Source organism: Enterobacter sp. SES19 (assembly GCF_011765665.1).
Lineage (GTDB): Bacteria > Pseudomonadota > Gammaproteobacteria > Enterobacterales > Enterobacteriaceae > Enterobacter > Enterobacter pseudoroggenkampii.
Genome location: NZ_CP050320.1, coordinates 1,076,868 through 1,101,967, shown reverse-complemented (window position 1 = coordinate 1,101,967; position 25,100 = coordinate 1,076,868). Strand labels below are relative to the sequence as shown.

26 protein-coding genes and 1 other RNA gene are annotated in these 25,100 nt (G+C 57.1%); 9 read left to right on the top strand and 18 right to left on the bottom strand.

What is annotated here, in order from left to right; genetic code table 11:
* Positions 1-100 precede the first annotated feature (100 nt).
* Entirely contained in the window at positions 101-811 is a 711-nt protein-coding gene (locus GXP72_RS05160) for a GNAT family protein (RefSeq protein WP_208763566.1), read from the top strand.
* On the opposite strand, the gene ykgO is transcribed toward GXP72_RS05160, so the two are convergent.
* Positions 808-948 carry a type B 50S ribosomal protein L36 gene (ykgO, locus tag GXP72_RS05155; RefSeq protein WP_003859006.1) on the bottom strand — a complete coding sequence of 47 codons (141 nt, stop codon included), beginning with the start codon at positions 946-948 and terminating at the stop codon, positions 808-810. The two genes, GXP72_RS05160 and ykgO, sit on opposite strands and share 4 nt — an antisense overlap.
* A 2-nt stretch (positions 949-950) precedes the next feature.
* Positions 951-1,211, bottom strand: coding sequence for a type B 50S ribosomal protein L31 (locus GXP72_RS05150; RefSeq protein ID WP_006176933.1), 261 nt, complete (start codon positions 1,209-1,211; stop codon positions 951-953).
* 219 nt (positions 1,212-1,430) lie between these two features.
* On the opposite strand from GXP72_RS05150, the gene GXP72_RS05145 reads away from it, so the two are divergent.
* Complete coding sequence (locus GXP72_RS05145; protein WP_032646180.1) at positions 1,431-2,996, top strand: EAL domain-containing protein; 1,566 nt, start codon at positions 1,431-1,433, stop codon at positions 2,994-2,996.
* Here the strand turns inward: GXP72_RS05145 and GXP72_RS05140 are convergent.
* Positions 2,989-3,261: a metal/formaldehyde-sensitive transcriptional repressor gene (locus GXP72_RS05140; RefSeq protein ID WP_032646179.1), complete on the bottom strand. Its 273-nt coding sequence runs from the start codon at positions 3,259-3,261 to the stop codon at positions 2,989-2,991. The two genes, GXP72_RS05145 and GXP72_RS05140, sit on opposite strands and share 8 nt — an antisense overlap.
* 133 nt (positions 3,262-3,394) lie before the next feature.
* Here GXP72_RS05140 and GXP72_RS05135 point away from each other — a divergent pair, with 133 nt between their 5' ends.
* Positions 3,395-4,204 carry a nickel/cobalt efflux protein RcnA gene (locus GXP72_RS05135; protein ID WP_208763565.1) on the top strand — a complete coding sequence of 270 codons (810 nt, stop codon included), beginning with the start codon at positions 3,395-3,397 and terminating at the stop codon, positions 4,202-4,204.
* Positions 4,205-4,242: 38 nt separating this feature from the next.
* Here the strand turns inward: GXP72_RS05135 and GXP72_RS05130 are convergent, their stop codons facing one another.
* From GXP72_RS05130 to GXP72_RS05120, 3 genes are all read right to left on the bottom strand, one after another.
* Positions 4,243-7,332, bottom strand: a complete 3,090-nt coding sequence (locus tag GXP72_RS05130) for a beta-galactosidase (RefSeq protein ID WP_208763564.1) — start codon at positions 7,330-7,332, stop codon at positions 4,243-4,245.
* A gap of 102 nt (positions 7,333-7,434) precedes the next feature.
* Positions 7,435-8,505 (bottom strand): LacI family DNA-binding transcriptional regulator, encoded by a 1,071-nt coding sequence (locus GXP72_RS05125; RefSeq protein WP_148769738.1) that lies wholly within the window; start codon positions 8,503-8,505, stop codon positions 7,435-7,437.
* A 78-nt stretch (positions 8,506-8,583) separates the two neighbouring features.
* Positions 8,584-9,195 (bottom strand): membrane protein, encoded by a 612-nt coding sequence (locus tag GXP72_RS05120; RefSeq protein ID WP_032646175.1) that lies wholly within the window; start codon positions 9,193-9,195, stop codon positions 8,584-8,586.
* A gap of 86 nt (positions 9,196-9,281) precedes the next feature.
* On the opposite strand from GXP72_RS05120, the gene GXP72_RS05115 reads away from it, so the two are divergent.
* Positions 9,282-10,703, top strand: coding sequence for a PLP-dependent aminotransferase family protein (locus GXP72_RS05115; protein WP_024906835.1), 1,422 nt, complete (start codon positions 9,282-9,284; stop codon positions 10,701-10,703).
* Between the two features lie 83 nt (positions 10,704-10,786).
* On the opposite strand, the gene GXP72_RS05110 is transcribed toward GXP72_RS05115, so the two are convergent.
* The 3 genes from GXP72_RS05110 to ffs form a co-directional block, all read right to left on the bottom strand.
* Positions 10,787-11,002, bottom strand: coding sequence for a hypothetical protein (locus GXP72_RS05110; RefSeq protein WP_008503298.1), 216 nt, complete (start codon positions 11,000-11,002; stop codon positions 10,787-10,789).
* Positions 10,999-11,250, bottom strand: a complete 252-nt coding sequence (locus GXP72_RS05105) for a hypothetical protein (protein ID WP_023310587.1) — start codon at positions 11,248-11,250, stop codon at positions 10,999-11,001. The genes GXP72_RS05110 and GXP72_RS05105 overlap by 4 nt, the downstream gene beginning before the upstream one ends.
* Before the next feature lie 261 nt (positions 11,251-11,511).
* Positions 11,512-11,608, bottom strand: an RNA gene (gene ffs / locus GXP72_RS05100) — signal recognition particle sRNA small type.
* A gap of 170 nt (positions 11,609-11,778) precedes the next feature.
* On the opposite strand from ffs, the gene GXP72_RS05095 reads away from it, so the two are divergent.
* Positions 11,779-12,090, top strand: coding sequence for an MGMT family protein (locus tag GXP72_RS05095; protein ID WP_061715865.1), 312 nt, complete (start codon positions 11,779-11,781; stop codon positions 12,088-12,090).
* 30 nt (positions 12,091-12,120) lie between these two features.
* Here the strand turns inward: GXP72_RS05095 and GXP72_RS05090 are convergent, their stop codons facing one another.
* The gene (locus GXP72_RS05090) at positions 12,121-12,648 is read right to left on the bottom strand and encodes a YbaY family lipoprotein (RefSeq protein WP_024906833.1); all 528 of its coding nucleotides are present in this window, start codon (positions 12,646-12,648) and stop codon (positions 12,121-12,123) included.
* Between the two features lie 200 nt (positions 12,649-12,848).
* Between GXP72_RS05090 and tesB the strand changes: the two genes are divergently transcribed.
* Positions 12,849-13,709 carry an acyl-CoA thioesterase II gene (tesB, locus tag GXP72_RS05085; protein WP_024906832.1) on the top strand — a complete coding sequence of 287 codons (861 nt, stop codon included), beginning with the start codon at positions 12,849-12,851 and terminating at the stop codon, positions 13,707-13,709.
* Between the two features lie 191 nt (positions 13,710-13,900).
* Here tesB and amtB read toward each other — a convergent pair whose 3' ends face one another.
* From amtB to GXP72_RS05060, 5 genes are all read right to left on the bottom strand, one after another.
* A complete protein-coding gene (gene amtB, locus GXP72_RS05080) occupies positions 13,901-15,190 on the bottom strand; it encodes an ammonium transporter AmtB (protein ID WP_208763563.1) in 1,290 nt (429 codons plus the stop codon).
* 35 nt (positions 15,191-15,225) lie between these two features.
* Entirely contained in the window at positions 15,226-15,564 is a 339-nt protein-coding gene (gene glnK, locus GXP72_RS05075) for a P-II family nitrogen regulator (RefSeq protein WP_008503304.1), read from the bottom strand.
* 219 nt (positions 15,565-15,783) lie between these two features.
* Positions 15,784-17,565 (bottom strand): SmdB family multidrug efflux ABC transporter permease/ATP-binding protein, encoded by a 1,782-nt coding sequence (locus tag GXP72_RS05070; RefSeq protein ID WP_024906830.1) that lies wholly within the window; start codon positions 17,563-17,565, stop codon positions 15,784-15,786.
* On the bottom strand, positions 17,558-19,330 hold the full coding sequence (locus tag GXP72_RS05065) for a SmdA family multidrug ABC transporter permease/ATP-binding protein (protein ID WP_148769736.1): 1,773 nt from the start codon (positions 19,328-19,330) through the stop codon (positions 17,558-17,560). The genes GXP72_RS05070 and GXP72_RS05065 overlap by 8 nt, the downstream gene beginning before the upstream one ends.
* 30 nt (positions 19,331-19,360) lie before the next feature.
* Positions 19,361-19,819: an Lrp/AsnC family transcriptional regulator gene (locus tag GXP72_RS05060; protein WP_023310581.1), complete on the bottom strand. Its 459-nt coding sequence runs from the start codon at positions 19,817-19,819 to the stop codon at positions 19,361-19,363.
* 115 nt (positions 19,820-19,934) lie between these two features.
* Here GXP72_RS05060 and GXP72_RS05055 point away from each other — a divergent pair, with 115 nt between their 5' ends.
* On the top strand, positions 19,935-20,981 hold the full coding sequence (locus tag GXP72_RS05055; protein ID WP_061715870.1) for a PLP-dependent cysteine synthase family protein: 1,047 nt from the start codon (positions 19,935-19,937) through the stop codon (positions 20,979-20,981).
* Between the two features lie 40 nt (positions 20,982-21,021).
* Here GXP72_RS05055 and cof read toward each other — a convergent pair whose 3' ends face one another.
* Positions 21,022-21,840, bottom strand: a complete 819-nt coding sequence (gene cof, locus GXP72_RS05050; protein ID WP_032661517.1) for an HMP-PP phosphatase — start codon at positions 21,838-21,840, stop codon at positions 21,022-21,024.
* A 101-nt stretch (positions 21,841-21,941) separates the two neighbouring features.
* Between cof and GXP72_RS05045 the strand changes: the two genes are divergently transcribed.
* Both GXP72_RS05045 and queC read left to right on the top strand, forming a co-directional pair.
* Positions 21,942-23,642 carry an SgrR family transcriptional regulator gene (locus tag GXP72_RS05045; protein WP_208763562.1) on the top strand — a complete coding sequence of 567 codons (1,701 nt, stop codon included), beginning with the start codon at positions 21,942-21,944 and terminating at the stop codon, positions 23,640-23,642.
* Between the two features lie 66 nt (positions 23,643-23,708).
* The gene (queC, locus tag GXP72_RS05040; RefSeq protein ID WP_208763561.1) at positions 23,709-24,404 is read left to right on the top strand and encodes a 7-cyano-7-deazaguanine synthase QueC; all 696 of its coding nucleotides are present in this window, start codon (positions 23,709-23,711) and stop codon (positions 24,402-24,404) included.
* A gap of 2 nt (positions 24,405-24,406) precedes the next feature.
* Here queC and GXP72_RS05035 read toward each other — a convergent pair whose 3' ends face one another.
* Both GXP72_RS05035 and GXP72_RS05030 read right to left on the bottom strand, forming a co-directional pair.
* Complete coding sequence (locus GXP72_RS05035; RefSeq protein ID WP_024906824.1) at positions 24,407-24,736, bottom strand: addiction module antidote protein; 330 nt, start codon at positions 24,734-24,736, stop codon at positions 24,407-24,409.
* On the bottom strand, positions 24,723-25,076 hold the full coding sequence (locus GXP72_RS05030) for a type II toxin-antitoxin system RelE/ParE family toxin (RefSeq protein ID WP_024906823.1): 354 nt from the start codon (positions 25,074-25,076) through the stop codon (positions 24,723-24,725). The genes GXP72_RS05035 and GXP72_RS05030 overlap by 14 nt, the downstream gene beginning before the upstream one ends.
* Positions 25,077-25,100: the final 24 nt, after the last annotated feature.

The following is a 25,100-nucleotide window of genomic DNA, read 5'->3' as shown; positions in this document are numbered from 1 at the left end:
TCGCCTCCTCGTGGCACCATCAAAACATAGCGCAGTGGTTCTTTTTAAGGAACCAGCAATTCACTAGTCTGAAGCTCTTTTCAACGTCACGGAAATTAAGATGAAGACATTCAATCAGTTCGGACAGCCGGTGGGCGAAGCGCTTACCGACTGGCAACCCCGTCAGCACCCGTCCCGGGTGGTCCTTCAGGGTCACTATTGTCGGCTTGAGCCGCTGCGCGTGGGGCATGCCCAGGCGCTGTTCTCTGCGTATTCCCTGGCCGAAGATACCCGCAGCTGGACGTGGCTACTGCGTGAACCCGATGCCACCGCAGAGGAGTTTGCCGAATGGGTGGCGAGCGTAAGTGAGTTATCCGATCCCATCCACTTTACCGTGATGGATAACCGGACTCAGTCCCCCGTTGGAACGCTGTCCCTGATGCGGATCGATCCTAAAAACGGGGTCGTGGAAGTGGGGCACGTTCACTTCTCTCCCCTGTTAAGCCGCACGCCCATGTCGACAGAGGCACAATATCTGCTGATGCGGTATGTGTTCGATACCCTTGGCTACCGGCGTTATGAGTGGAAGTGCAATAGCCTGAACGAACCTTCCCGCAAGGCCGCCCTGCGCCTGGGTTTTCAGTTTGAGGGGCGCTTTCGCCAGGCGCTGGTGATAAAAGGCCACAACCGGGATACCGACTGGTTTTCGATTCTCGATAAAGAGTGGCCGACGCTGGCGAACGCCTTTGAACGCTGGCTTGCCACCGACAATTTTACTGCCGATGGCAAACAGAAAAGATCCCTGGAAAGCTGGCGAGAAACGCGCGTCTAGCGTCTTTTTTTACGTCCCTGAACCGCCTTAAAGCGCGGATTGGATTTGCAAATCACGTACAAGCGTCCCTTGCGTTTGACTATCTGGCAATCCGGGTGACGCTGCTTTGCACTGCGTAATGAGTTAAGTACCTGCATGGTTAGCCCCGCTTCGCATTGAGAAAGCCGCCAAAACGCTTGCGGAAGCGCGCTGCGCTACCGTCCGTGGAGAACGTTTTCTGCTTACCGGTATAAAACGGGTGCGATTTTGAAGAAACCTCGATGGTGATATACGGATATGTTTCACCGTCGAGTTCAATTTCGCGGTCGGTCTTAATGGTTGAGCCAACCTTGAAGTATTCATTCGCGCTGGTGTCGTGGAAGACCACGGTGCGATAGGCTGGATGGATATTGGGTTTCATCGTCAATCCCTTATGTTTTGTTATAACATAACAAAATAATATCCAGGACAGGTTCTAAAAACAACCCCTTCCTTCTGACGATATTTTCTGGTTTACCTGAGATAAAATGAAAACCAGGCCACCCACGTGCTATAACTATATCATTTCGCGGTAAAATCTTTCTCTTCAGGCAGGGAACTCAGTGCTCAGGAACGGGTATACGAGGAAGGACACGACAGCATGAAAACCCGACATCTGGTCAGTCTGGTGACTGGCGTACTTATCTTTTCCGTGCTGGTCCCCATTTGCCTGAGCATCTGGCTGGCCCATCGCCAGGCGGAAGATAAATTTGTCGATGCGCTGGAAAACTATGCCTCACGCGTGCTGATACGCACCGACAAGGTCGTGGATCAGGCGAAAGAAGCGCTTAATCATCTGCAGGCCTTTGAGGGCGTGCCGTGCAGCCCGTTGCAGTTAAGAGAGATGCGACGGGTCGCTTTCTCGTGGCGATACGTTCAGGAAGTGATTTATATCGACAACCTCAGGCCGCTCTGCTCCTCTCTTGAGCAAACCAGCCATGCCGCCCCTTTCCCCCCGCCGATGCGCATTACCGAAGACGGTTACAGCGCATGGCTGACCACGCAAAACGATCTTGGGTTTCATCGCTACATGGCGGTGCTGGGGCAAGGTCATTACCTTGTCCTGGTCGATCCGGCCTCACTGGTGGATGTCATCCCTTTCGGCGAGATAGCGATTGATGCAGCCCTTGTTGGAAGCACAACACACCGTATCTTCGCCAGCAGCAATACACTCGATCCGCATATCCGTGACATGATCAAAGGTCAGGAGATGACCAGCATACAGTACGACGGTTCAATGTACGTTATGAAGCCTGTACCTGAACTGGGATTTACCGTTGTCGCATGGGCTACGCTCAAACCGCTGGCGGAAACCTGGCACCGGCAGCTGCTTTTATGGCTCCCCTTCGGCGTCCTGATAAGCCTGCTTGCCGCGCTCTTTGTCCTGCGGATACTGCGTCGCATTCAGTCGCCGCGCAACCGCCTGCTTGACGCCATTAACAGCCGCGATTTTGTGGTTCACTATCAGCCCATCGTGGCGCTGTGTAGCGGAAAAATTGTCGGCGCAGAAGCGCTGACGCGCTGGCCGCAGCCGGACGGAAGCAGCCTCTCGCCTGATATTTTTATTCCTCTTGCTGAGCAAACCGGGCTTATCTCCCAGCTGACGCAGCTCGTTATCGAAAAAGTGTTCGAGGATATGGGCAACTGGCTGCACCTTCACCCCGATCAGCATATCTCCATCAACCTCGCGCCCGCCGATTTAACCTCCGGCACGCTGCCGCCGCTGCTGAGTCACTTGCTGAACAAATGGAAGGTCCACCCGAGCCAAATCGCCCTTGAGGTCACCGAGCGCGGCTTTGCCGATCCCAAAATCAGCGCGCCGGCTATCGCCGCCTTCCGCCGTTCGGGGCACCCTGTCTATATAGATGATTTTGGTACGGGCTATTCCAGCCTGAGCTATCTGCAGGATCTGGATGTCGACACGCTAAAAATTGATAAATCGTTCGTGGATGCGCTGGAGTACAAAAACGTGACGCCGCACATTATTGAAATGGCGAAGTCGCTGCAGCTGGCGATGGTTGCGGAAGGCGTCGAGACCGCCGGGCAGCTCGCCTGGCTGCACCAGCACGGCGTGCAGTACGGACAGGGCTGGTACTACAGCAAAGCGCTGCCGAAAATGGAATTTATCCTTTGGGCAGAGAATAACCTCGGCACGCATTCTACTTAAGATAGGATTTGATCACCTGCAGCACCACGCCAAGATCGGCTTCACGCTGCGCTTCTTCAGGTTCTTTCACCACATGATCGGTTAAATGCCCTTCGATCACCTGCATCATCATGCCGTTGACCGCCCCGCGGATCGCCGCCAGCTGCTGTAACACCTCGGCGCATTCGTGATCGCTGTTGAGCATTTTCTCCAGGGCATGACTCTGCCCTTGAATTTTCTTCAGGCGAGTCAGTAACATTTTCTTATCGCGAACGGTATGCGACATCTCTCTATCCCTTATTTTTGGCTTTTAAAGCATAACACGCTCTACTCCCCCTGAGTATTTTTCTACTGGGGGGTAGTATTAATCTACTGGGGGGGAGTAGTATTTGCAGACATTTTCCACGCCGGAATCCCCCATGACCGATTTTGCTTCACTCCTGCAGCAGGGTAATGCCTGGCTGTTTGTTCCCAGCGCTATCCTGCTTGGCGCGCTGCATGGCCTGGAACCGGGCCACTCAAAGACCATGATGGCCGCTTTTATCGTGGCCATCCGCGGCACGCTGAAACAGGCGGTACTTCTCGGCCTGGCGGCCACGCTCTCCCATACGGCGGTGGTCTGGCTCGTTGCTATGGCGGGATTATGGTTTGGTCGGGGCTGGGATGCGCATACGTCCGAACCCTGGTTCCAGCTGATCTCCGGGGTGTTGATCGTTGCGATCGCCCTGTGGATGGCGTGGCGAACCTGGAAAGAGAGCCAGCCACACGATCATCACCATTACGATCATCACCACCATGACCATCATCATGATCATCACCACCACGAACACCCGCTGGTTGAAGAGGAGTGGCAGGATGCCCACCAGCGCGCGCACGCGCAGGATATTAACCGCCGCTTCAGCGGTCAAAACGTCACCACCGGACAGATCGTCATGTTTGGCCTGACCGGCGGGCTTATCCCCTGCCCGGCCTCCATCACCGTTCTGCTGATCTGCCTGCAGCTGAAGCATTTTGCCCTCGGCGCAACGCTGGTATTTAGCTTCAGTATCGGTCTGGCGCTAACGCTGGTCGCTTCCGGCGCGATTGCCGCCTTGAGCCTCAAACATGCGACAAAACGCTGGCCCGGGTTTAGCGAATTTTCCCGTAAAGCGCCGTGGATCTCCGCAGCGCTGATTACCGTGGTAGGGATTTATATGAGCCTGCACGGTCTGAGCGGCATTCTGGCGTAAGCCTACGGCCACGCCCTGTGGCCGCCTCTCCTGGTCAGTTAAGGGTTCTGCTGCCAGCTGAAGGTATAGCGAAGCTGACGAGTCTGGAGGATGAATTCCGGTGAAACGCTGGGGCTCCAGGAGTCGTCGCCGCCCACGCCCATATGGAATGCATCAAGGTTGAGCCAGCACCCCGGCTCTTCCCGCAGCAAATGGTGATGGGTTGTCTCCCGCAGCTGCTGCTGGCTGTAGCGGCTCACCGAGAAATGGAACCTGCCATTCAGCTGATGCGTTCCCAGCACAAGTTCGCGGGTATCGCAGCGCAAACCATTTTCCGTCGGGAAGATATACGGCGTGTGCATCTCCGCCAGGGGTAATGTCCAGCGTCCCTGCTGTGCCGCCAGCGTTCTGTCCGGGTAGTTTTCATGCGGCCCCAGCCCCAGCCAGGACACGTTTTCCGGCGTTTCGGCGAGATGAACGCTCAGGCCAATACGTGCGGGTTCCGGGATATCGGACGCAATATCCACCTGAATATCGCCGTGCAGCCTCCCGCGGTCATCCACCCGCCAGACTTTACGGCTCAGGAACAGCGTTTTGCCATGATACTCCCCGACGTGAAGGGTATTGACCACGACTTCGCCCGCATGCTGCTCTGCCTCACAGTACAGAACGCGTGAGGTGAAATTGTACATGCCCGCCGCTTTCCAGCGTTCAACCCAGGCATTCGGATCGATCCTCGTCGCTTCACTCACTCCAATATCATTGTCCAGCGGCGCACGGCTGACGTTATCCGTCAGAGGTGACATCAGCGTTTCCACGCCATTTCGCCACCATTGGGTCAGGTTTCCGGATGCACGATCGAACTGCCAGCGCTGTTGACCATGCGCGATCGCCAGGATGCGGTCGTTTTGCGTCAAAACCGGCGGCTCGCCCGCAGAGGCTGGCGGTGCGACAAACAGCGGAGACGGAAGCGGCCACTGCTCCCACGCGCAGCGATGGTCAGCCGGTAACCACGGCGTTGCACGCGGCTGGCGCACTTCAACATTCAGCCAGACTTCCCCCGGTTCGGCTTTCAATTCCGGCAGAGCGATCTCCAGACGCTGAGCGCCTTCAGGGGCTATCGCCAGCGTCACCTCGCCCGAAGCCAGTACCTTCCCATCCCGGGCAACCGTCCAGCTCAGCACTTCGTTATCGGTGTGGCGGAACAGGTAGCCGCTTTGCACCTCAATCACCAGCGGAGAGGTGCTGACCCGCGTAAAGGTGAAGAACTGCTGCGCGCGCTGCGCCTCGTACAGCGCCGGGTGCGGCGTGCGATCGGGGAAGACCAGCCCATTCAGGCAGAACTGTCGGTCGTTTGGCTTATCGCCAAAGTCCCCGCCGTATGCCCAGAACGAATTGCCCTCTTCATCTTGCTTCGTCAGAGCCTGATCGACCCAGTCCCAGACAAATCCCCCCTGCAACCGAGGGTGGCTGCGAAACGCCTGCCAGTATTTCGCGAACCCGCCGAAGCTGTTCCCCATCGCGTGGGCGTATTCGCAGAGGATCAGCGGACGCGTTTCATCCGGCATGCCGATCCATTTTTTGATTGACCATTTAGGCACTGCCGGGAAGGGCTGATCCTGATCGACCCGGGCATACATCGGACAGACAATATCCGTCGCCGCCGTGTTCGCGCCGCCGCCTTCATACTGCACCGGACGCGTCGGATCCGTGGACTTCACCCAGCGATACAGCGCGTCGTGGTTTGCACCGTGCCCGGACTCATTGCCCAGCGACCATATGATAATTGAGGGATGATTACGATCGCGCTGCACCATACGGGTCACGCGCTCGCTCATGGCGGGCAGCCAGCGCGGATCGTCAGCGAGGCGGCTCATCGGCACCATGCCGTGGGTTTCGATGTTGGCTTCGTCAACAACGTACAGCCCGTAGCGATCGCAAAGCCGGTACCACAGCGGATGGTTCGGGTAGTGCGAGCAGCGCACGGCGTTGAAGTTGTGCTGCTTCATGATCTCAATATCGCGACGCATCGTCGCTTCGTCCATCACCTGGCCGTTTTCCGGATGATGCTCGTGCCGGTTAACCCCGCGGATCAGCAGCGGTTTTCCGTTGAGCTTCAGCAGGCCGTTGCTGATTTCAACGCGGCGGAAGCCGACATCGCACGCTTCCGTCTCCAGCACGCTGCCCTGCGCATCCAAAAGCGCAATCGTCAGGCGATAGAGTTCCGGGGTTTCCGCACTCCATAACGCGGGGGTTGTAACCGGGATCGCCGCCGTTAACCGCTCGGCCCAGTTGCCGCGTTCATCCACAATGGCAGAGCCTGACCGTTGGGTGGTGCCGCCACAGCGTTCACCGTTGCGCCATAGCGTTATCACCACGTCGCACTCCGCGTAGTCAGCGCCTGTCAGCGAGACCTCGACTTTCAGCGTCGCGCGGTCCAGCTCCGCATTCAGATCGGTGACCACATGATAATCCGCAATGTGCGTCTCCGGCTTATGCAGCAGGGAGACATCACGGAAAATGCCGCTCATGCGCCACATGTCCTGATCTTCCAGATAGCTGCCGTCGCACCAGCGCAAGACCATGACCGCCAGGCGGTTCTGCCCGGGGCGTAATGCCGCCGAGAGGTCAAATTCGGCGGGCAATCGACTGTCCTGGGAATAGCCTATCCACTGCCCGTTGCACCACAGATGGAACGCCGAGTTCACGCCATCAAAAATAATTCGGGTTTGCCCGCTCTGCAGCCAGGCGTCATCCACATCGAATGTGAGCGAGTAACAACCGGTCGGGTTTTCCTGCGGCACAAAAGGCGGGTTGACGGGGATCGGGTAGGTGACATTGGTATAGATGGGCGTGTCGACCCCCTGCATCTGCCAGTTAGACGGCACGGGTATCGCAATGGGATCCGCGCAATCTTCTGTTACCCATGCCTGAGGAACCTGCTCCGGCGCTGAAAAGTAGCTAAACCGCCAGATCCCGTTGAGGGAGCGCCTGCTGAGGGAACCAGCGTCATCTCTGGCAGAAGATTCATTACGCCAGCTGTGCAACGGCGCGTGTGCGGCCAGACGGTTCCACTGGGTAACGCCGGGGTTTTCCCAGTCCCGACGGGCCAGGATGTCGCTGAGGGTCAGCGAAGATGTATGAGACATATCAACCTCTTTGCGAAGCGCTCACAATTTTGGTTAACATGCCCTGGCACTCTGCGACGGTAAAGCGCCCAATCGCAGGGTAGCGAGTCCGATCACAAAGTTTTATTTGCGGGCAAGCTGCTCGGCAAGCAAGGCCAGGCTTCTGAGCTGCTGCGCCAGATCCTCGCGTTCGGCCTGCTGCGGCGCGCGGCGCGCGGTGGAATGACGGGTAACCAGCGTCACCGGCAGCTGAACCTGCCAGCACGTCTCGCCTTCGGTGGGGGCCAGCAGCCACTCCACGCTGCGCTCGCCCGCCTCGCGAAACGCCTGCCGAATGGTCGTCAGCGGCGGAGAAAACCAGGCGCTGTCAGCCGTATCGTCGAACCCAACCACCGATATCTGGCCCGGAACCGCTACCCCTTTTTCCGCGCAGGCGCGCATCACCCCGAGCGCCATTTGATCGTTCGCCACCAGAATGGCATCCGGCAATGCGCTACCCGACAGCAGCACATGCCCTTTCTCATAACCGCTGGCCGCGCTCCAGTCACCGCAGGCCACCGCAGCGGCTTCAAGCCCCACCCGGGCCAGAGCCGCTTTCCATCCTGCCAGACGCGCCCGAGCAGAGACCGAGCTCTCCGGCCCGCTCAGCAGCGCAATGCGCTGATGCCCCAGAGAAAGCAGATGCTCAACGCCCAGATGCGCGCCCTGCCCGGCGTTAAACACGAGGCTGTTTACCTGTGCTGAAGGCGAGACATCAAGGAACAGCACCGGAACAGGCGACGCCAGCGCACTGAGCGCTTCGGCGTCAGGATCGTCAAGCGGCACATTCACCAGCAGCGCCTCTACCCGCTGTGCCAGCAGCGCCTGAAGCGCGGCCTGACACTGCTGCGGCTGCTCCACCATGGAAATAAGGACGCTCGCCCCCTGTTCCGCCGCCCGGGATTTTACCGCCGACACGATTTGCGAGGGCGCATGCAGGGCCAGATCGGTGGTGATGAGTCCCAGCGTGCGGGTGCGTTTACCCGCCAGCTGCTGTGCCCGCAGGTTAGGCACGTAGTGCAGCTCCGCCATCGCCTGCTGCACCTTTTCCCGCGTGCGGGCAGAGACATGCTCCGCGTCGTTAATGACGCGGGAAACGGTCTGATAAGAAACCCCCGCAAGGAGGGCGACATCATAGAGAGTGATCGCTTTCATGCATTGTGGCATCACGTGAGTCGTGGCCCATTATTGTGGCACAGCGACGCCGTTAAAACATGTGAGCGCTTCGCAAAATTAGACAACCCGCTCCGGCTGCACGATTTCAGCAACGCGCGGCTTCTGGCGGAACCAGGGCAGACAGAGCTGGATAAGCGGGCCAATGGTCAGGGCATACAGTACGGTTCCCACCCCAAACGTGCCGCCAAGCACGCACCCAATCAGCAGGACGGACACCTCAATGGAGGTGCGCACGCTGCGAATGGACCACCCCAGACGGGCATGAATGCCGGTCATCAGGCCGTCGCGTGGGCCAGGACCAAAACCTGCGCCAATGTACATGCTGGTCGCAATCGCGTTCATCACGATACCCGACACCAGGAAAGCGATGCGAACAGGTAACGAATCCAGTTCCGGAATAAGCGCCATGCTGGCGTCCGCCGCCAGACCGATACAAATCACGTTGCTGATGGTGCCCAGGCCCGGCATCTGGCGCAGGGGGATCCACAGCAGCAGCACCGCAGCGCCGGTCACAATGATCACCGTCCCGATCGTCATCCCCAGCTGCATCCCCACCCCAAGGTGAAAAACATCCCAGGGATCGACACCCAAATCGGAACGAATAAACATTGCGGTGGAAAGGCCATACAGTCCTAAACCGACATAGAGTTGTAGCAGACGACGTACCATTTTTATCTTCTCCAGTGAACCAGGCTTTCATCCTGACCTAAAATGGCACTATGATTAATGTCCAGTTTTCAAATAGTGGACTGCATATGTCATCACGTCGCTTCGGAAGCCAGTCTCTGGTACGCCTTTTAGGCCACTGGCAGCAAGCCTCATCCCGTACCCCGCTCTGGCGACAGCTGGCCGACGCGCTGCGTCTGTTAATCCTTGATGGACGTCTGGCGCTGAATACACGGCTACCGGGCGAGCGTGAGCTGGCCTCCGCGCTGGACGTGAGCCGGACCACCATCAGCAGCGCCCTCGCCCACCTGCGAGAAGAGGGTTATCTTGAAAGCCGCCACGGCAGCGGGTCACGCGTGCTCCTCCCGGATACGCGCGCCGTTCCCACCCTTTCAGCGGCAAGTGCCGCACTGGATCTCTCTACTGCTGCCCTCAATGCCGGGCCGGAGATCCATCAGGCTTATGCCCATGCGCTCACGGCCATTACGCAGCATCTCTCGCTGACGGGCTACGATCAGCTTGGGCTGCCCACGCTGCGGGAGGCCATCGCTGCGCGCTATACCGCGCGGGGTCTTCCTACCCGGGCAGACGAAGTGATGGTTGTCAATGGCGCCGTCAGCGGCTTCGCGCTGGTGCTGCGGATGATGACCGGGCCGGGGGATCGCGTCGTGGTCGATCACCCCACCTATCCGCTGGCGATTGCCGCCATTCAGGGTGCGCAGTGTCGGCCCGTGGGGGTGTCGCTGCCGGAAATCGGCTGGGATACGGATGGCTTCGCGGCAACGCTTGCCCAGACGGCGCCTCGCCTGGCGTATCTGATGCCTGATTTTCATAACCCCACCGGGCGCTGTATGGATATCGCGACCCGTCGGGCCATCACGGATATTGCTGCCCAAACCCGCACGGCGCTGGTGGTGGATGAAACAATGGTGGATCTCTGGTTTGACGCGCCTCCCCCGCCACCGCTGGCCGCTTTTAACACGCAGGCCACCGTCATCACCTTAGGCTCTGCCGGAAAAAGCTTCTGGGGAGGGCTGCGTCTTGGCTGGATCCGCGCCTCCTCGCGCACGATCGCCACGCTTGCCCAGACGCGGGATACTCTGGATTTAGGCTCGCCGCTGCTGGAACAGCTGGCGATGCTGTGGCTCATTAACAACAGCGAGACGTTTCTGCCCGCGCGCCGGAAGATGCTGGCGGAACGACGCGATCGATGCGGTGAACTGTTGCGCGAACATTTCCCGGACTGGAAATTCCATGAAGCGGAAGGCGGGCTCTCTTACTGGATTGAGCTGCCGGGCATGCTGGCGACACAGCTTGCCGCGCGGGCTGAGATTCTGGGGATCAATCTGGGAACCGGTACGCGGTTTGGTTTATCTGGCGCATTTGACCGCTATTTACGGATGCCCTTCTCGCTCGAATCGACAGAGCTTGAACAGGCGTTGCTGAGGATCAAACCGCTATGGCTCGCCCTGAATAAAAACGTGCCATCGTTAAAACGCAGCGTGATCTAATATTAAAATTTTTGAAGCAGATCATAAAAAATAAAAACTGCTGACTGTCACGGATACAGTCAGCAGTTTTCACCAGCCAGGAGTTAATGCTGAGCAGGAATAGGAAAACCTTTCAGTGAAATAACGAAGTTTTCACCGTCTTTCTTTATTTTTGCGCCGGTATCACACCAGTCAGACGCAATACGAAAGAACTCATCACTTCCGACATTCCAGCCAAGACGTACATGCTTCACGTAGCCTGAACGCAACAGATCGCAGGCCTCTTTGTAGTCACTGGCAGTTGACAGTTGTTGTTTCATTTTCTCTTCTTCAGAAGTTTGCGTAGAGCTTTGATTTCTTTAGGAGTAAAAGGAGAAACACTCTCTTCTTCCGTGTGCTGATTATCAATATCCTCTTCCGATACTCCCGCCTCTTCTACTGCTTCGAACGCCAGCAGCAGCAGTTTCTCTGTCGTCACGCTTAAATTCTCGTTATTCACTTCCGCATAGTGGCGAAGTCTTTCTTTCAGCGCATCATCAATCTTAACGTTTAATACCGCTGTAGCCATGTTTGTCACTTCCCTTCGGAATAAGTACTTTATTTAATACACGAAGTTAACAATGTTATCCAGATATATATTTTTTTGAGTTATGGAAGAAAATAACCGTCCAATTATAAAATGACAGTCTATTATTACAGGTTTATGACAATAATATTTCAGTGGGATGAAATATATATTACACGATATAGGCATAATATTATTGCGGGATAGCGGTTTAAAGGGAGAGGTGAAGCAGGAAGATCTTATGAGGGCAGAAATGGGTGGGGGCCCTGCCAGCTACATCCCGGCACACACGTCGTCTGCCCTGGCTGCTTCCTTCCGGACCTGACCTGGTGAACAGAGTAGCGTTGCGGGAGAACCAACAGAGCCCCCATTGAGAGCGTTGATAACCAACGCGCTGGCGCATTATCCCTGTGCGAGGGCCCAATTGCAAGCCGCCAGGAACCGGATGCTGGTTTCTTGCGCAAACAGACGCAGCAATCATGAAGATCCTGGTTTACCATAGCTTTCCAGAAACTCCCCACAGGTGAAGGTATGGACGAACACGACTCCTTTCCACAGCGCGTATGGCAAATCGTTGCCTCAATTCCGGAAGGCTATGTCACCACCTATGGTGATGTCGCACGCCTGGCCGGTTCACCGCGCGCGGCGCGACAGGTTGGAGGCGTCCTGAAACGGCTGCCGGAAGGCAGTACGTTGCCCTGGCATCGGGTAGTGAATCGTCATGGCACCATTTCGCTCACTGGGCCGGATCTCCAGCGTCAGCGTCAGGCGTTACTTTCAGAGGGGGTGCAGGTGTCAGGGTCGGGTCAGATCGATTTGCAGAAATTTCGCTGGGAATATTGACCCCTCTCCCGAAGGAGAGGGGGATACACATTACATCTGAGTCGGTGGGGTTGGCAGGGACGGCTGATTGGTCTGCGGCGCGACCGGCACTTCGGTCTGCTGCACAGGCACCAGGTTCAGGTCGATTTTGGTCCCACCGTTGTTAATCGCTTCCTGGACCGTATCAGTAATGAAGACCAGCTTACCGTTAATGGTTACCGCTGCGCTCAGCAGGATACGGGCATTAGGCTGCACGTCCGACGGGTTATACGGCAACACGAAGCTAAACGGCGCCTGCTTGCCTTCAGTACGAACGGCACGCTGAGCCACGACTTTCGACGGTGCGTCGGCCAGGGAAGCATCAGACAGCGTCACGGTTAATACCGCATCCGGCGGCAGCGCAACTCTCTGTTTAATCCAGATGGTACCGGAAACGTTAGGCTGCTGAATGGATTGCTGCGAAAGGGTATTAATCCCGTTCGGGTCTGCTGCTGGCACTGGCACCTGGGCGCTCTTACCGGCACAGGCGGACAACGCCACCGCAATAGCTACACCACTTAGCATGGGCACGAGTTTCATTGAAGTCTCCTTATCAATGCACCAGCGGGATCGATCCCATCCGATGTCGTTTCAATCACATAACGTAGTTAAGTGTGGCACAACTCACTGATTAATGCCTGAAATCATCCTGATATTCAGATTATTCTACCCATCGGACCACTTTCATTTCTGCGTTATACTCAGCCTATCTTTCGCTACGGCGTTTATTGAGGACAACTATGAGTCAGGCACTGAACAATCTGCTGACATTACTGAATCTGGAAAAAATTGAGGAAGGACTCTTTCGCGGACAGAGCGAAGATCTCGGCTTACGCCAGGTCTTCGGGGGGCAAGTCGTTGGACAAGCGCTGTACGCTGCAAAGGAGACTGTCCCGGCAGACCGTCTGGTGCATTCGTTCCACAGCTACTTCTTACGCCCTGGCGATAGCGCGAAACCGATCGTGTATGACGTTGAGGTCCTGAGAGACGGCAACAGCTTCAGCGCGCGCCGCGTCGCGGCCATTCAGAACGGCAAGCCGATCTTTTACATGACCGCCTCTTTCCAGGCGCCGGAACCCGGGTATGAACACCAGAAAGTGATGCCGCCGGCACCCGCGCCAGACGATCTCAAATCGGAAACGGATATCGCCCGTGCGCTGGCGCATCTGCTTCCGCCTCAGGTCAAAGAAAAGTTTCTCTGCGATAAACCGCTGGAGATCCGCCCGGTTGAGTTCCATAACCCGATGAAGGGCCACACCGCCGAGCCAAAGCGCCAGGTGTGGATCCGGGCTAACGGCACCGTGCCGGAAGATTTCCGAGTGCATCAGTATCTGCTGGGCTATGCGTCAGATTTCAACTTCCTGCCGGTGGCGCTGCAGCCGCACGGCGTTGGGTTCCTGGAAAAAGGGATGCAGGTCGCGACGATCGATCACTCGATGTGGTTCCACCGTCCCTTCAACATGAATGAGTGGCTGCTCTACAGCGTGGAGAGTACGTCGGCGTCGAGCGCTCGCGGGTTTGTGCGTGGGGAGTTTTACACCCAGGACGGCGTGCTGGTCGCTTCAACGGTGCAGGAAGGGGTAATGCGTAATCGCGGGTGATTATGTGCGGCCTGATGCCCTCACCCTGACCCTCTCCCACGGGGAGAGGGAATACACACTAAAAACGGCAACCTGAGGTTGCCGTTTTGCTTTTACCTTGTGCGGCCTGATGCCCTCACCCTGGCCCTCTCCCACGGGGAGAGGGAACAAACACTAAAAACGGCAACCTGAGGTTGCCGTTTTGCTGTTTATTACGCGTTATACGCATTCTCGCCGTGGCTGTTGACGTCCAGACCTTCGCGTTCCTGCTCTTCAGGGACACGCAGACCGACGGTCATATCCGCCAGTTTGTAGCCAATGAAAGCGACAACGGCAGACCACACCACGGTGATAGCAATACTTTCCAGCTGCACCAGAAGCTGGTGAGCCATGGTGACGCCTTCAGCGTAGCCCACACCACCCAGCGATTTCGCCGCGAAGATACCGGTCATGATACAGCCGACAATACCGCACACGCCGTGGACGCCAAATACGTCGCAAGGGTCATCCACGCGCAGCAGACGTTTCAGTGCGGTCACGCCCCACAGCCCCGCCAGACCGGACACCAGGCCGACCAGCAGCGCACCGCCCACACCGACATAACCACACGCAGGCGTGATGCCAACCAGACCGGCAATGGCACCCGAACAGGCACCCAGCAGAGAAGGTTTACCGCGTACCGCCCACTCGCCAAATACCCAGGAGAGGATTGCACCCGCCGTGGCCACAACGGTGTTCACGAAGGCCAGCGCGGCGATTTCGTTTGCTGCACTCGCTGAGCCGGCGTTGAAGCCAAACCAGCCAAAGTAGAGGATAGCCGTACCGGTAAAGACCATCGGCAGGTTGTGCGGTTTAAACGCTTCTTTACCGAAGCCCACGCGTTTGCCAATCAGGTAGGCACCCACCAGACCCGCTACCGCGGCGTTGATGTGAACAACGGTACCGCCCGCAAAGTCCAGCGCACCGTGCGTTGCCAGCAGACCGCCACCCCAGACCATGTGCGCAATCGGCACATAGGAGAGCGTCAGCCAGACCACCACGAAGATCAGGACCGCAGAGAAACGAATACGCTCGGCGAGCGCGCCCACAATCAGCCCGACGGTAATACAGGCGAATGAGCCCTGGAACGCAACGTGGATATACTGATAGAAGCTGCCCATCAGCGCGGTCAGCTCAATATTTTTCAGCATCACCCAGTCGAAGTTACCAAAGAACGCGTTGCCCGTGCCGAACGCCAGCGAGTAACCGTAAACCACCCACAGCACGCAGACCAGTGCGAACGTCACGGCAACCTGCGTCAGCATGGAGAGAACGTTTTTGCCACGGATCAGGCCGCCGTAGAACAGCGCAATGCCCGGAATGGACATGAACAGCACCAGCGCGGTGCTGATCATCATAAAGGCGTTATCGGCTTTGTCGACCACCGCAGGGGTAGCAGCCAGCGCCAGGCCCGGCAGCAGTGCCAGCGAACCCAGACCCGTTTTAAGTGTTGCTATCTTCATTTTCTCGATCCCTATCACTGTGTGCCAGGCGTTAATTACAGAGCCGCTTCGTCAGATTCGCCGGTACGAATGCGAATGACGCGCTGCAGTTCGGCAACGAAAATTTTGCCGTCGCCAATTTTGCCGGTATAGGCCGCTTTGCTAATGACATCAATGACTTCGTCAAGCTGATCGTCAGCAATCGCGACATCAATTTTTACTTTTGGCAGAAAGTTAACGCTGTATTCCGCCCCGCGATAAAGCTCGGCATGACCCTTCTGACGACCAAAGCCTTTCACTTCGGTGACAGTCAGTCCCTGAATACCCATTGAAGACAATGCTTCGCGCACGTCTTCGAGTTTGAATGGTTTGATTACAACCGTAACCAGCTTCATAGATCCCCTCCAGTCAGAATTCGGTAATGGCCGCAGCTTACGCAGAAGGTATTGCAAGGGGTGTGCCAGAAATGAAAACGAAGGGGAACAACGGTGTGATGAGCGTTACACGGTTCTGTTAAACGCCCGGGTGAAAAAAACGCACCATGCCGGTGCAGGGTGCGTTTCAGTTTTGCACCAACAGGAATGACTGTTAGCGCGCCGCCTCATTTTAGTGCATCAGGCGCTAAGCGACTCTTCATCACGCACGCTGGCGGCCAGCTCTTCGCCCGCCAGCTGCAGCTGGTACATCTGCCAGTAGCGCCCTTTTGCTTCCAGCAGCTCGCGGTGCGTACCGCGCTCAACGGCCTGTCCGCGATGCAGCACCAGAATGGTATCCGCATCGACGACGGTGGAAAGGCGGTGGGCAATCACCACCAGCGTCGTATGATCGCGTACCGCGGCCAGCGCCTGCTGGATAGCCTGCTCGGTGCCGGAGTCAATACTGGCCGTCGCTTCATCCAGAATCAGTATCTGCGGCGTTTCAATCAGCACCCGCGCCAGTGCCAGAAGCTGCTTTTGCCCGACAGAGAGATTGTTCCCCTGCTCGCCCAGCTTCGTGTTGATCCCGTCGCTGAACCCGCGCGCCAGCTCTGCCAGCTGCACTTTTTCCAGCACGTCCCAGACCTGCTCCTGGGTGTAGTCTCGCCCCAGGGTCACGTTGGCGTAGAAGGTATCGGCCAGAACGACCGGATCCTGCTGCACCATCGCAACGCCTTTGCGTAACACGGTGTGGCTGAGAGACGCAAGCGGGCGTCCGTCGAGGCGGATTTCACCTTGCGTGACCGGGTAATAGCCCATCAACAGGCTGGCAAGCGTGCTCTTACCACTGCCGGTATGCCCCACCAGCGCCACAAAACCGCGCGACGGAACGTCAAGCGTGATGTCCTGCAACACCAGGCGGTCTTCGCGATAGGCAAACGAGACGTTATCAAAGGTGATAGCCCCGCTTTGCAGAGGTCGCTCATCATTGCCGTAGGCCTGACGCGGCCTGTCCATCAGCTCAAAGACGCGCTCACCGGCGACGACCGCCTGTTGCAGCATCGATTGCTGCGTAGTGAGCTCGATCAGCGGCTCGTTGAGGCGTCCCAGATAGCTAATAAAAGCATACAGCACGCCCACTTCAATCGTACCGTTTGAGCTCAGGCCAAAGAGCATCAGCAGCCCACACAGCACCAGCGCCGAGAAAAGGCTCAGCAGCGGTCGCAGCAGGAAACCGTCCAGGCGCAGCGTCTGCATACGCGCCATATAGTGCGAACGGCTGGCTTCGCCCATGCGTTCGCCAAAGCGCGCCTGCTGGCGGAACTGCTGGATGACGCTCATGCCGTTGATCACTTCGTTGAAGCCATCATTGATGTCGGCCAGGTAAGCGCGCACCCGACGCACAATCGGCGTGCTGTAGCGCTGGTAAATCACCATAACAATCAGCACCGCCGGGAAGATGGTGATCGCCACCAGCGCCATGCGCCAGTCGAGGCTGAACATCGCCACCAGCATCGCGCCAATCAGCGCCGCGCTGCGTAATACCGTCGCAACCACGGTGACGTACAGATCGCGGATCACCTCGGTATCGTTGGTCACGCGCGATATCACCTGCCCGACTGGCTGGATATCAAACTCGCTGAGCGGCTGGCGAAGCGCCGCGTCCATCACGTCCGTACGCAGCTGCTGTACAACGCCCACGGCTGCACGGTTAAACAGCAGCGACTGAGCATAGTGCAACCCTGCCGCCGTCAGCTGTAAGCCGACGTAGGCCACGCCTAAACCCGCCACCAGACCCAGCGGTAGATAGCTTTTGGCGACCATGTTGTCGATAAAATAGCTGATGAGCAGCGGACCGCTCACCTCGGCAATTGCTGCAATCCAGAGCAAAAGCACGGCCACCGAGAGCGGTTTACGCCACGGTGAGCCGTAGGCCAGCAGACGTTTAAGCGTCGGCCACATCGTTCCGAGCTTACGCATTGGCGGCCTCCTCATCCTGCTCCGGCGCATCGTCCAGCGCCGCTTCAAGCTGTTGATAGCGGTACATATCGCGATACCAGCCCGGCTGCTCGGCCAGCGTTTCATGCTGCCCGCGCTGGGCAATGTGCCCGTGTTGTAAGACCAGAATTTCGCTGGCTTCGGTGAGCGCTGACAAACGGTGGGCGCTGATAATCACCGTGCGTCCGTCGCCCCACTGGCGCAGGTTATGCAGGATTTCGTGCTCGGTACGGCCATCCACGGCAGAAAGCGCATCATCCAGGATCAGGATTTCCGCATTCAGCAGCAGCGCCCGGGCAATGGAGATACGCTGTTTTTGTCCCCCGGACAGCATGACGCCGCGTTCCCCAACTTCCGTTTCGTAGCCCTGCGGCAGACGCAAAATATCCTCATGTACACTGGCCAAACGCGCCACATGTTCAATCTCTTCCTGCGTCGCCGACGGACGTCCAAGGGCAATGTTGTTCGCCACGGTGTCCGAAAATAAAAACGGCGTCTGGCTGACGACCGCCAGGCGACCACGCCACTCATCCAGCAGTAGCCTGGTCAGGGGAATATCGTGGAAGCGGATATCACCCTCGGTGACGTCAAAGTGGCGCTGGAGCAGCGACAGCACGGTACTTTTGCCGGATCCCGTCGGGCCGCAGATGCCCAGCATCTGGCCCGGCTGTAGGGTAAAGCTGACGTTCTCCAGTACCGGATTCTCCGTATGCGGATAGATAAACTGCCGGACGTCGACGGTCATGACGCCGCGCCCTTCCGGTACCGCGTCGCTGCCGTCAACGACCACAGGCGCTTCGGCCAGCATGGCGCGAATGCGGCTATAGGCGGCGCTGCCGCGCTCCACGATGTTAAACATCCAGGCCAGCGCCAGCATCGGCCAGATCATGAGCCCCAGATACATCGCAAAGCTGGTTAATTGCCCCAGGGTCAACGTGCCCTGCACCACCATCCAGCTGCCGCCGCCAATCGCCAAAAGGTTCGCCATGCCAATCGCGATATAGATCGTCGGGTCGAAGCGGGCGTCAATACGCGCAACGCGCATGTTTTTCGCTCCCGTGTCCGCCGCATCGGCCGCAAACAGCGCAGATTGCCGGTCTTCCAGGCCAAACGCTTTGATCATGCGAATGCTGGTCATGCTCTCCTGGGTGCGATCGTTCAGAGACGAAAACGCCGCCTGCGCCAGCTTAAAGCGCTCGTGCAGCTGTTCACCATAGCGATTGATCGCCAGCGCCATGATCGGCATCGGCAGAAGAGCGAGCAGGGTCAACTGCCAGCTGATCTGCGTGGACATCACGATCAGCACCGCACAGCCCATCACCAGCGAGTCCACCAGCGTCAATACCCCTTCCCCGGCAGCAAAGACCACGCGATCGACGTCGTTAGTGGCGCGGGCGATGAGATCCCCGGTACGGTGGCGCAGATAAAATTCAGGATGCTGTCGGCTCAGCTGGCGGTAAAAATCTTCACGCAGCTCAACGGCCAGCTGATAGGACGCACCAAACAGCAGCACGCGCCAGACGTAGCGCAGCAGATAAACAATGACCGCCGTCAGCACCAGCGTGCCGACCCACATCAACACCCGTGCGGTGGTGTAATGCTGTTCGGTGACGCCATCCACGACGTACCCCACCACTTTCGGCGGGATCAGCTGCAGGATGGCAATGATAATAAGCAGGGCTACTGCACCGAGGTAGCGTTGCCACTCCCGACGAAAGTACCAGCTTAATTGGGCAAATAATCGCACGCGGTTTGTTCCTGAAGGTATTTTACGAAGTTATTCAATAGGTAATGCTGTGGTGTATTTAATCTGTTCCATGGCGAAACTTGAGGTGACGTCCGACAAACCGGGTACGCTGTTCACCAGCCGCTTGTAGAAATCATCATAGCGCTTCATGTCGGCCACCTGGACGCGCATCAGGTAATCGTACTCGCCGGCCATGCGCCAGAAACCGAGCACCTCGGGCATCTCAGACACCTGAGTGACGAAGCGGCAATACCACTCGCTGCTGTGATGCTGGGTTTTAATCAACACAAATGCCGTCAGCCCAAGCCCCAGCTTTTCGGGATCTAATAACGCGACGCGCCCCAGAAGAATGCCGTCATCTTCCAGCTTCTTAAGACGCTTCCAGCACGGGGTGGTGGTCAGATTAACGGCATCTGCCAGCGCCTGCAAAGAGAGGGTACAGTCATTTTGCAGCAATGAAAGGAGCTTGCGGTCAATTTTATCTAGCATACCCACCTCACAGAGAAAATTTTTCTCCCTTCATTCTATTTTAAAGGCCAGATAGCAACAATTTTTTCTGTGCTTTTCGCTATGCTAGGCACAAAATGACAAACGGATAACGACGATGAATAGCACCTGGGTTAAACATGCGATCAGCGAAATCAATGCCGACTATCAGCGCTCGGCGGATACGCACCTGATTCGCCTTTCCCTGCCGGGATTTGACGGCATTCAGCTCTATCTGAAAGACGAAAGCACCCATCCTACCGGTAGCCTGAAGCATCGCCTGGCGCGCTCGCTGTTTTTATACGGTTTGTGTAACGGCTGGATCAATGAAGGCACCACCATCATAGAATCCTCATCCGGTTCAACGGCGGTGTCCGAAGCCTATTTTGCCCGCCTGCTGGGCCTGCCGTTTATCGCGGTGATGCCGTCATGCACCGCAAAACGCAAAATCGAGCAGATCGAATTTTACGGCGGTCGCTGCCACTTTGTGGGAAGCGCCTGCGAAATCTACGCCGCCTCCGAAATGCTGGCCCGTGAGCTGAACGGTCACTATATGGACCAGTTCACCTTCGCCGAGCGCGCAACGGACTGGCGCGGCAATAACAACATTGCCGACAGTATCTTCCGCCAGATGACCCACGAACCGCATCCGGTTCCGTCGTATATTGTCATGAGCGCCGGTACCGGCGGCACGTCAGCCACGATTGGACGCTACATCCGCTGTCAGGGCTACGATACCCAGCTGATGGTGGTTGACCCGCAGAACTCCGTGTTCCTCGACTACTGGCAAAATCGCGATGCCGGCCTGCGCAGCCCGGTGGGGAGTAAAATTGAAGGGATTGGCCGCCCGCGCGTGGAGCCCTCTTTCATCCCCGACGTGGTGGACGAGATGATGCGCGTACCGGATGCCGCCAGCGTGGCAACGGCGCACTGGCTGGAAACGCAGCTTGGCCGCAAGGTGGGTGCCTCCACGGGCACAAATATGTGGGGCGCGCTGCAGCTTGCCGCACGTATGCGCGAAGAGGGGCGCACCGGTTCCATCGTCACGCTGCTGTGTGACAGCGGCGAGCGTTATCTTGAAACCTACTACAACGCGGAGTGGGTGCAGGCCAACATTGGCGACATCACGCCGTGGAAAGCGCAGATTGCGCAGCTTGTGAAATAAAAAAAGCCAGACCGAAGTCTGGCTTGCTGGAAGGGTCTCACTATTCGGGGGAATATGGGAGGTTGTTGTTGTCCAGCCAATGCGTCAAAAAATGGGACACCGCTTCATTACGGCAGTGGCCGATAACCGGCAGATGAGGAAGTTCTGCTTTCAGCTGCGCCATCGCATTCCCCATGATCAGACCGCGACCTACGCTGCCCAGCATTTCGCGGTCGTTCATGGCGTCACCGAACGCCATACACTCCTGCAGCGTTAAGCCCAGGTGGTCGCTCAGAACCGCCAGAGCGGAACCTTTGTTACAGCCCACCGGCAGCACTTCCAGGCAATCCACCGCTGAGAAGGTCAGGTGCGCCCGGTCGCCCAGCGCCTCATTCAGTTGAATCCGTAAGCGGCACAGATCGTCGTGATCGCCGCAGAAGCAGATCTTAGTTACCGCATGGGCGGGGATCCGACGCAGATCGATAAGCTGGTATTTAAAGCCGCTGTAAACATGCGCGTGCAATAATTCAGGGATTTCACTTCCGGTAAACCAGCCCCGATCGTTAAAGACGTGGATGCTGGCCTGCGTGTCCCAGGTGCTGTGCAGCACGATGTCCGCCACTTCCGGGTTGAGATCCTGTCGGTGCAGCACGTCGCCTTCTACGGAGTGAATTCGCGTCCCGTTGCCGGTGATCAGAAAGGCGTCGAGGGAAAACGCCCCCAGCAGGTGGCGCATTTCCAGCACATGACGCCCGGTGGCAAACGTCAGGGTGACATTACGCTCGTGCAGGCGCTTCAGCGTGTTCAGGGTTTTTTCCCCTAAACGGTGATCCGGCATTAACAACGTACCGTCCATATCAAATGCAGCGAGCCGAGCCATGATTACTCCCGAAATGTGATGCGGTTAACTTGTGCATCAGTATCGTGTGAGATATACGGAAGTAATAGTGAATAGATGATAATTATTGTTCCGGGTTTCTTATGCGCCAGCTCAATCGACTCAACCAGTATCACCGCCTGTGGCAGCCTTCCCAGGGTGCAACGCAACAGGTCACCATCAGCGAGCTGGCCGCCCGCTGTTTTTGTAGCGAGCGGCATGTCCGAACGCTGCTGCGTCAGGCCCAGGAGGCGGGCTGGCTGAGCTGGCGAGCGCAGTCTGGCCGCGGTAAGCGGGGTGAGCTTACGTTCCATGTCACGCCGGAGTCACTGCGCAATGCGATGATGGAGGAGGCGCTGAAGAGCGGGCAGCAGCATAACGCGCTGGAACTGGCACAGCTTGCCCCTGCAGAATTACGATCGTTGCTACATCCGTTTTTAGGCGGGCAGTGGCAAAACGACACGCCGACGCTGCGCATCCCCTATTACCGCTCACTGGATCCGCTTCAGCCGGGTTTTTTACCTGGTCGGGCGGAGCAGCATCTTGCTGGACAGGTATTCTCCGGACTGACGCGATTTCACGGCAACAGCAGTGAACCCACGGGCGATCTCGCTCATCACTGGGAGGTGTCGACGGACGGTTTGCGCTGGCATTTCTATATTCGTTCCACTCTGCACTGGCATAACGGCGATAAGGTCGAAACCGGACAGCTTCAGCAAAGCCTGAATGCGCTTTTTGCCTTACCCGCCCTGCGTAAACTGTTCCAAAGCGTCCTGCGCATTGACGTCACCCATCCCCAGTGTCTGACGTTCACACTGCACCAGCCGGATTACTGGCTGGCACACCGCCTCGCCACCTACTGTAGCCGGCTTGCACATCCCGAACAGCCGCAGACGGGCTGCGGCCCCTTCAGACTCAGCGTGTATGCGCCGGATCTGGTTCGTCTGGAAAGCCACGAACAGTACCATCTCAGCCACCCGCTGCTTAAGGCTATCGAATACTGGATCACACCGTCGCTGTTTGACTATGGGCTGGGTACCAGCTGTCGCCATCCGGTGCAGATCGCCATTGGCGAGCCGGATGAACTTGAAAGCCTGCGCCTGGTGACGAACAGTACCAGTCTTGGCTTTTGCTATCTCACCCTGAAGCAAAGCCCGCGGCTGAGTGAAATGCAGGCACGACGGCTCATTAACATCATTCATCTCTCATCGCTTCTGCACACGCTACCGCTTAACGAGGGGCTGATTACCCCAACAGAGGAATTACTGCCCGGATGGGCGATCCCTCAGTGGTCGGATCTGGCACATGTCCCCCTGCCGGAGACCTTAACCCTGATTTACCATTTGCCGGTTGAGTTGCACACGATGGCGCGTCAGCTAAAACAGTACCTTGCACAGCAGGGCTGCGAGCTAACGGTTATCTTTCACGACGCAAAAACCTGGGACGGATGCCAGCAACTGGCGGACGCGGATCTCATGATGGGTGACAGGCTGATTGGCGAAGCGCCGGAATATACGCTTGAGCAGTGGCTACGCTGTGATGCCCTCTGGCCACACCTGCTGAGCGCGCCGCAATATGCCCATCTGCAGGCCACGCTGGATGCGGTACAGACTCAGTCCGATGAGCAGGCCAGACATGCCGGGCTCAGGGCCATTTTCTCCGGACTCATGGAAAAGGCGGTGATCACCCCACTGTTCAATTATCAATACCAGATCAGCGCCCCGCCGGGTGTCAACGGCATACGCCTCAACACCCGCGGCTGGTTTGACTTTACCGAAGCCTGGCTGCCCGCCCCTAAATCGTGAAGAAGCTGGTCGCCGTCGTGGTCTGACGGTAACATAACGTTTTTACCGTAACAGTCGAGATGATTTATGAAACGTGCCGTCGTCGTGTTCAGCGGAGGACAAGACTCTACTACCTGCCTGGTTCAGGCTCTTCATCAGTACGATGAAGTTCACTGTGTGACTTTCGATTATGGTCAGCGTCATCGCGCTGAAATCGACGTTGCCCGTGAACTTGCCCTGAAACTGGGCGCACGCGCGCACAAGGTGCTGGACGTTACGCTGTTAAATGAACTGGCCGTAAGCAGCCTCACCCGGGACAGTATTCCCGTCCCGGACTACGAACCCGATGCCAGCGGCATTCCGAATACCTTCGTGCCGGGTCGTAATATCCTCTTCCTGACCCTGACGGCGATCTACGCTTACCAGGTAAAAGCCGAAGCGGTGATCACGGGCGTGTGCGAGACCGACTTCTCCGGCTACCCGGACTGTCGTGATGAGTTCGTGAAAGCGTTAAACCACGCCGTCAATCTGGGGATGGCGAAAGAGACGCGCTTTGAAACCCCGCTCATGTGGCTGGATAAAGCAGAAACCTGGGCGCTGGCGGACTACTGGGGCAAGCTGGACCTCGTTCGCAGCGAAACGCTCACCTGCTATAACGGTATCAAAGGCGACGGTTGCGGCCACTGCGCGGCCTGTAATCTTCGCGCTAACGGGCTGAACCACTATCTTGCCGATAAAGTCGGCGTGATGGCCGCGATGCAGAAAAAGACCGGGCTTAAATAGGGCTATTTGACCGTGCTGTCGAACAGTTTCACACCGGCAGCACGGGTGACTTTCATCAGCGTTGTCAGCGTTGGGTTGCCGTTGTCTGATAAGGTTCGGTATAGCTGCTGGCGGGACAGACCTGCTTTGGTAGAAATTTCTCCGATACCGCCTCGCGCTTCGATGACCTGACGGAGTGCAATGAGATAAGCAGGGATCCCCTGGTCTTCATAGATCTCTTCCAGGGCCGTTTGCAGATAACGCTGAGCGTAGGAAGGATTCTCTCGCAGCATTTTCACAACAGCATCATGGTGGTTAACGGAGCTCGAATATTTTCGTTCAGCGGCACTCATTGGAATGTCCTTTTGTTTGATGATCTTTCCAGTAATCTACTGCCAGTTGGATATCTGCTTTTTGGCTCTTTTTGTCACCACCGATCAGTAACAATAAAACCTGCCGATTCTCTACTGAAAAATAGATTCTGTAGCCGGGGCCACTGTCGACTCGCATCTCCCAAACACCTTCCCTGAGATACCTGTAATCGCCAAAATTACGTTTTATCGCACGGTTAATCCGCATAAGGATCCGGAAAACCATATCCGGATCCTTTCGATTCATTCTGGCTACCCACTCTTCAAACGGCACTTTTCCGTCACGGGTCCGGTAACGTTCAACAACGTAGTCCCTGTCCATTATTCTATCCCTGAAAAACCCTTT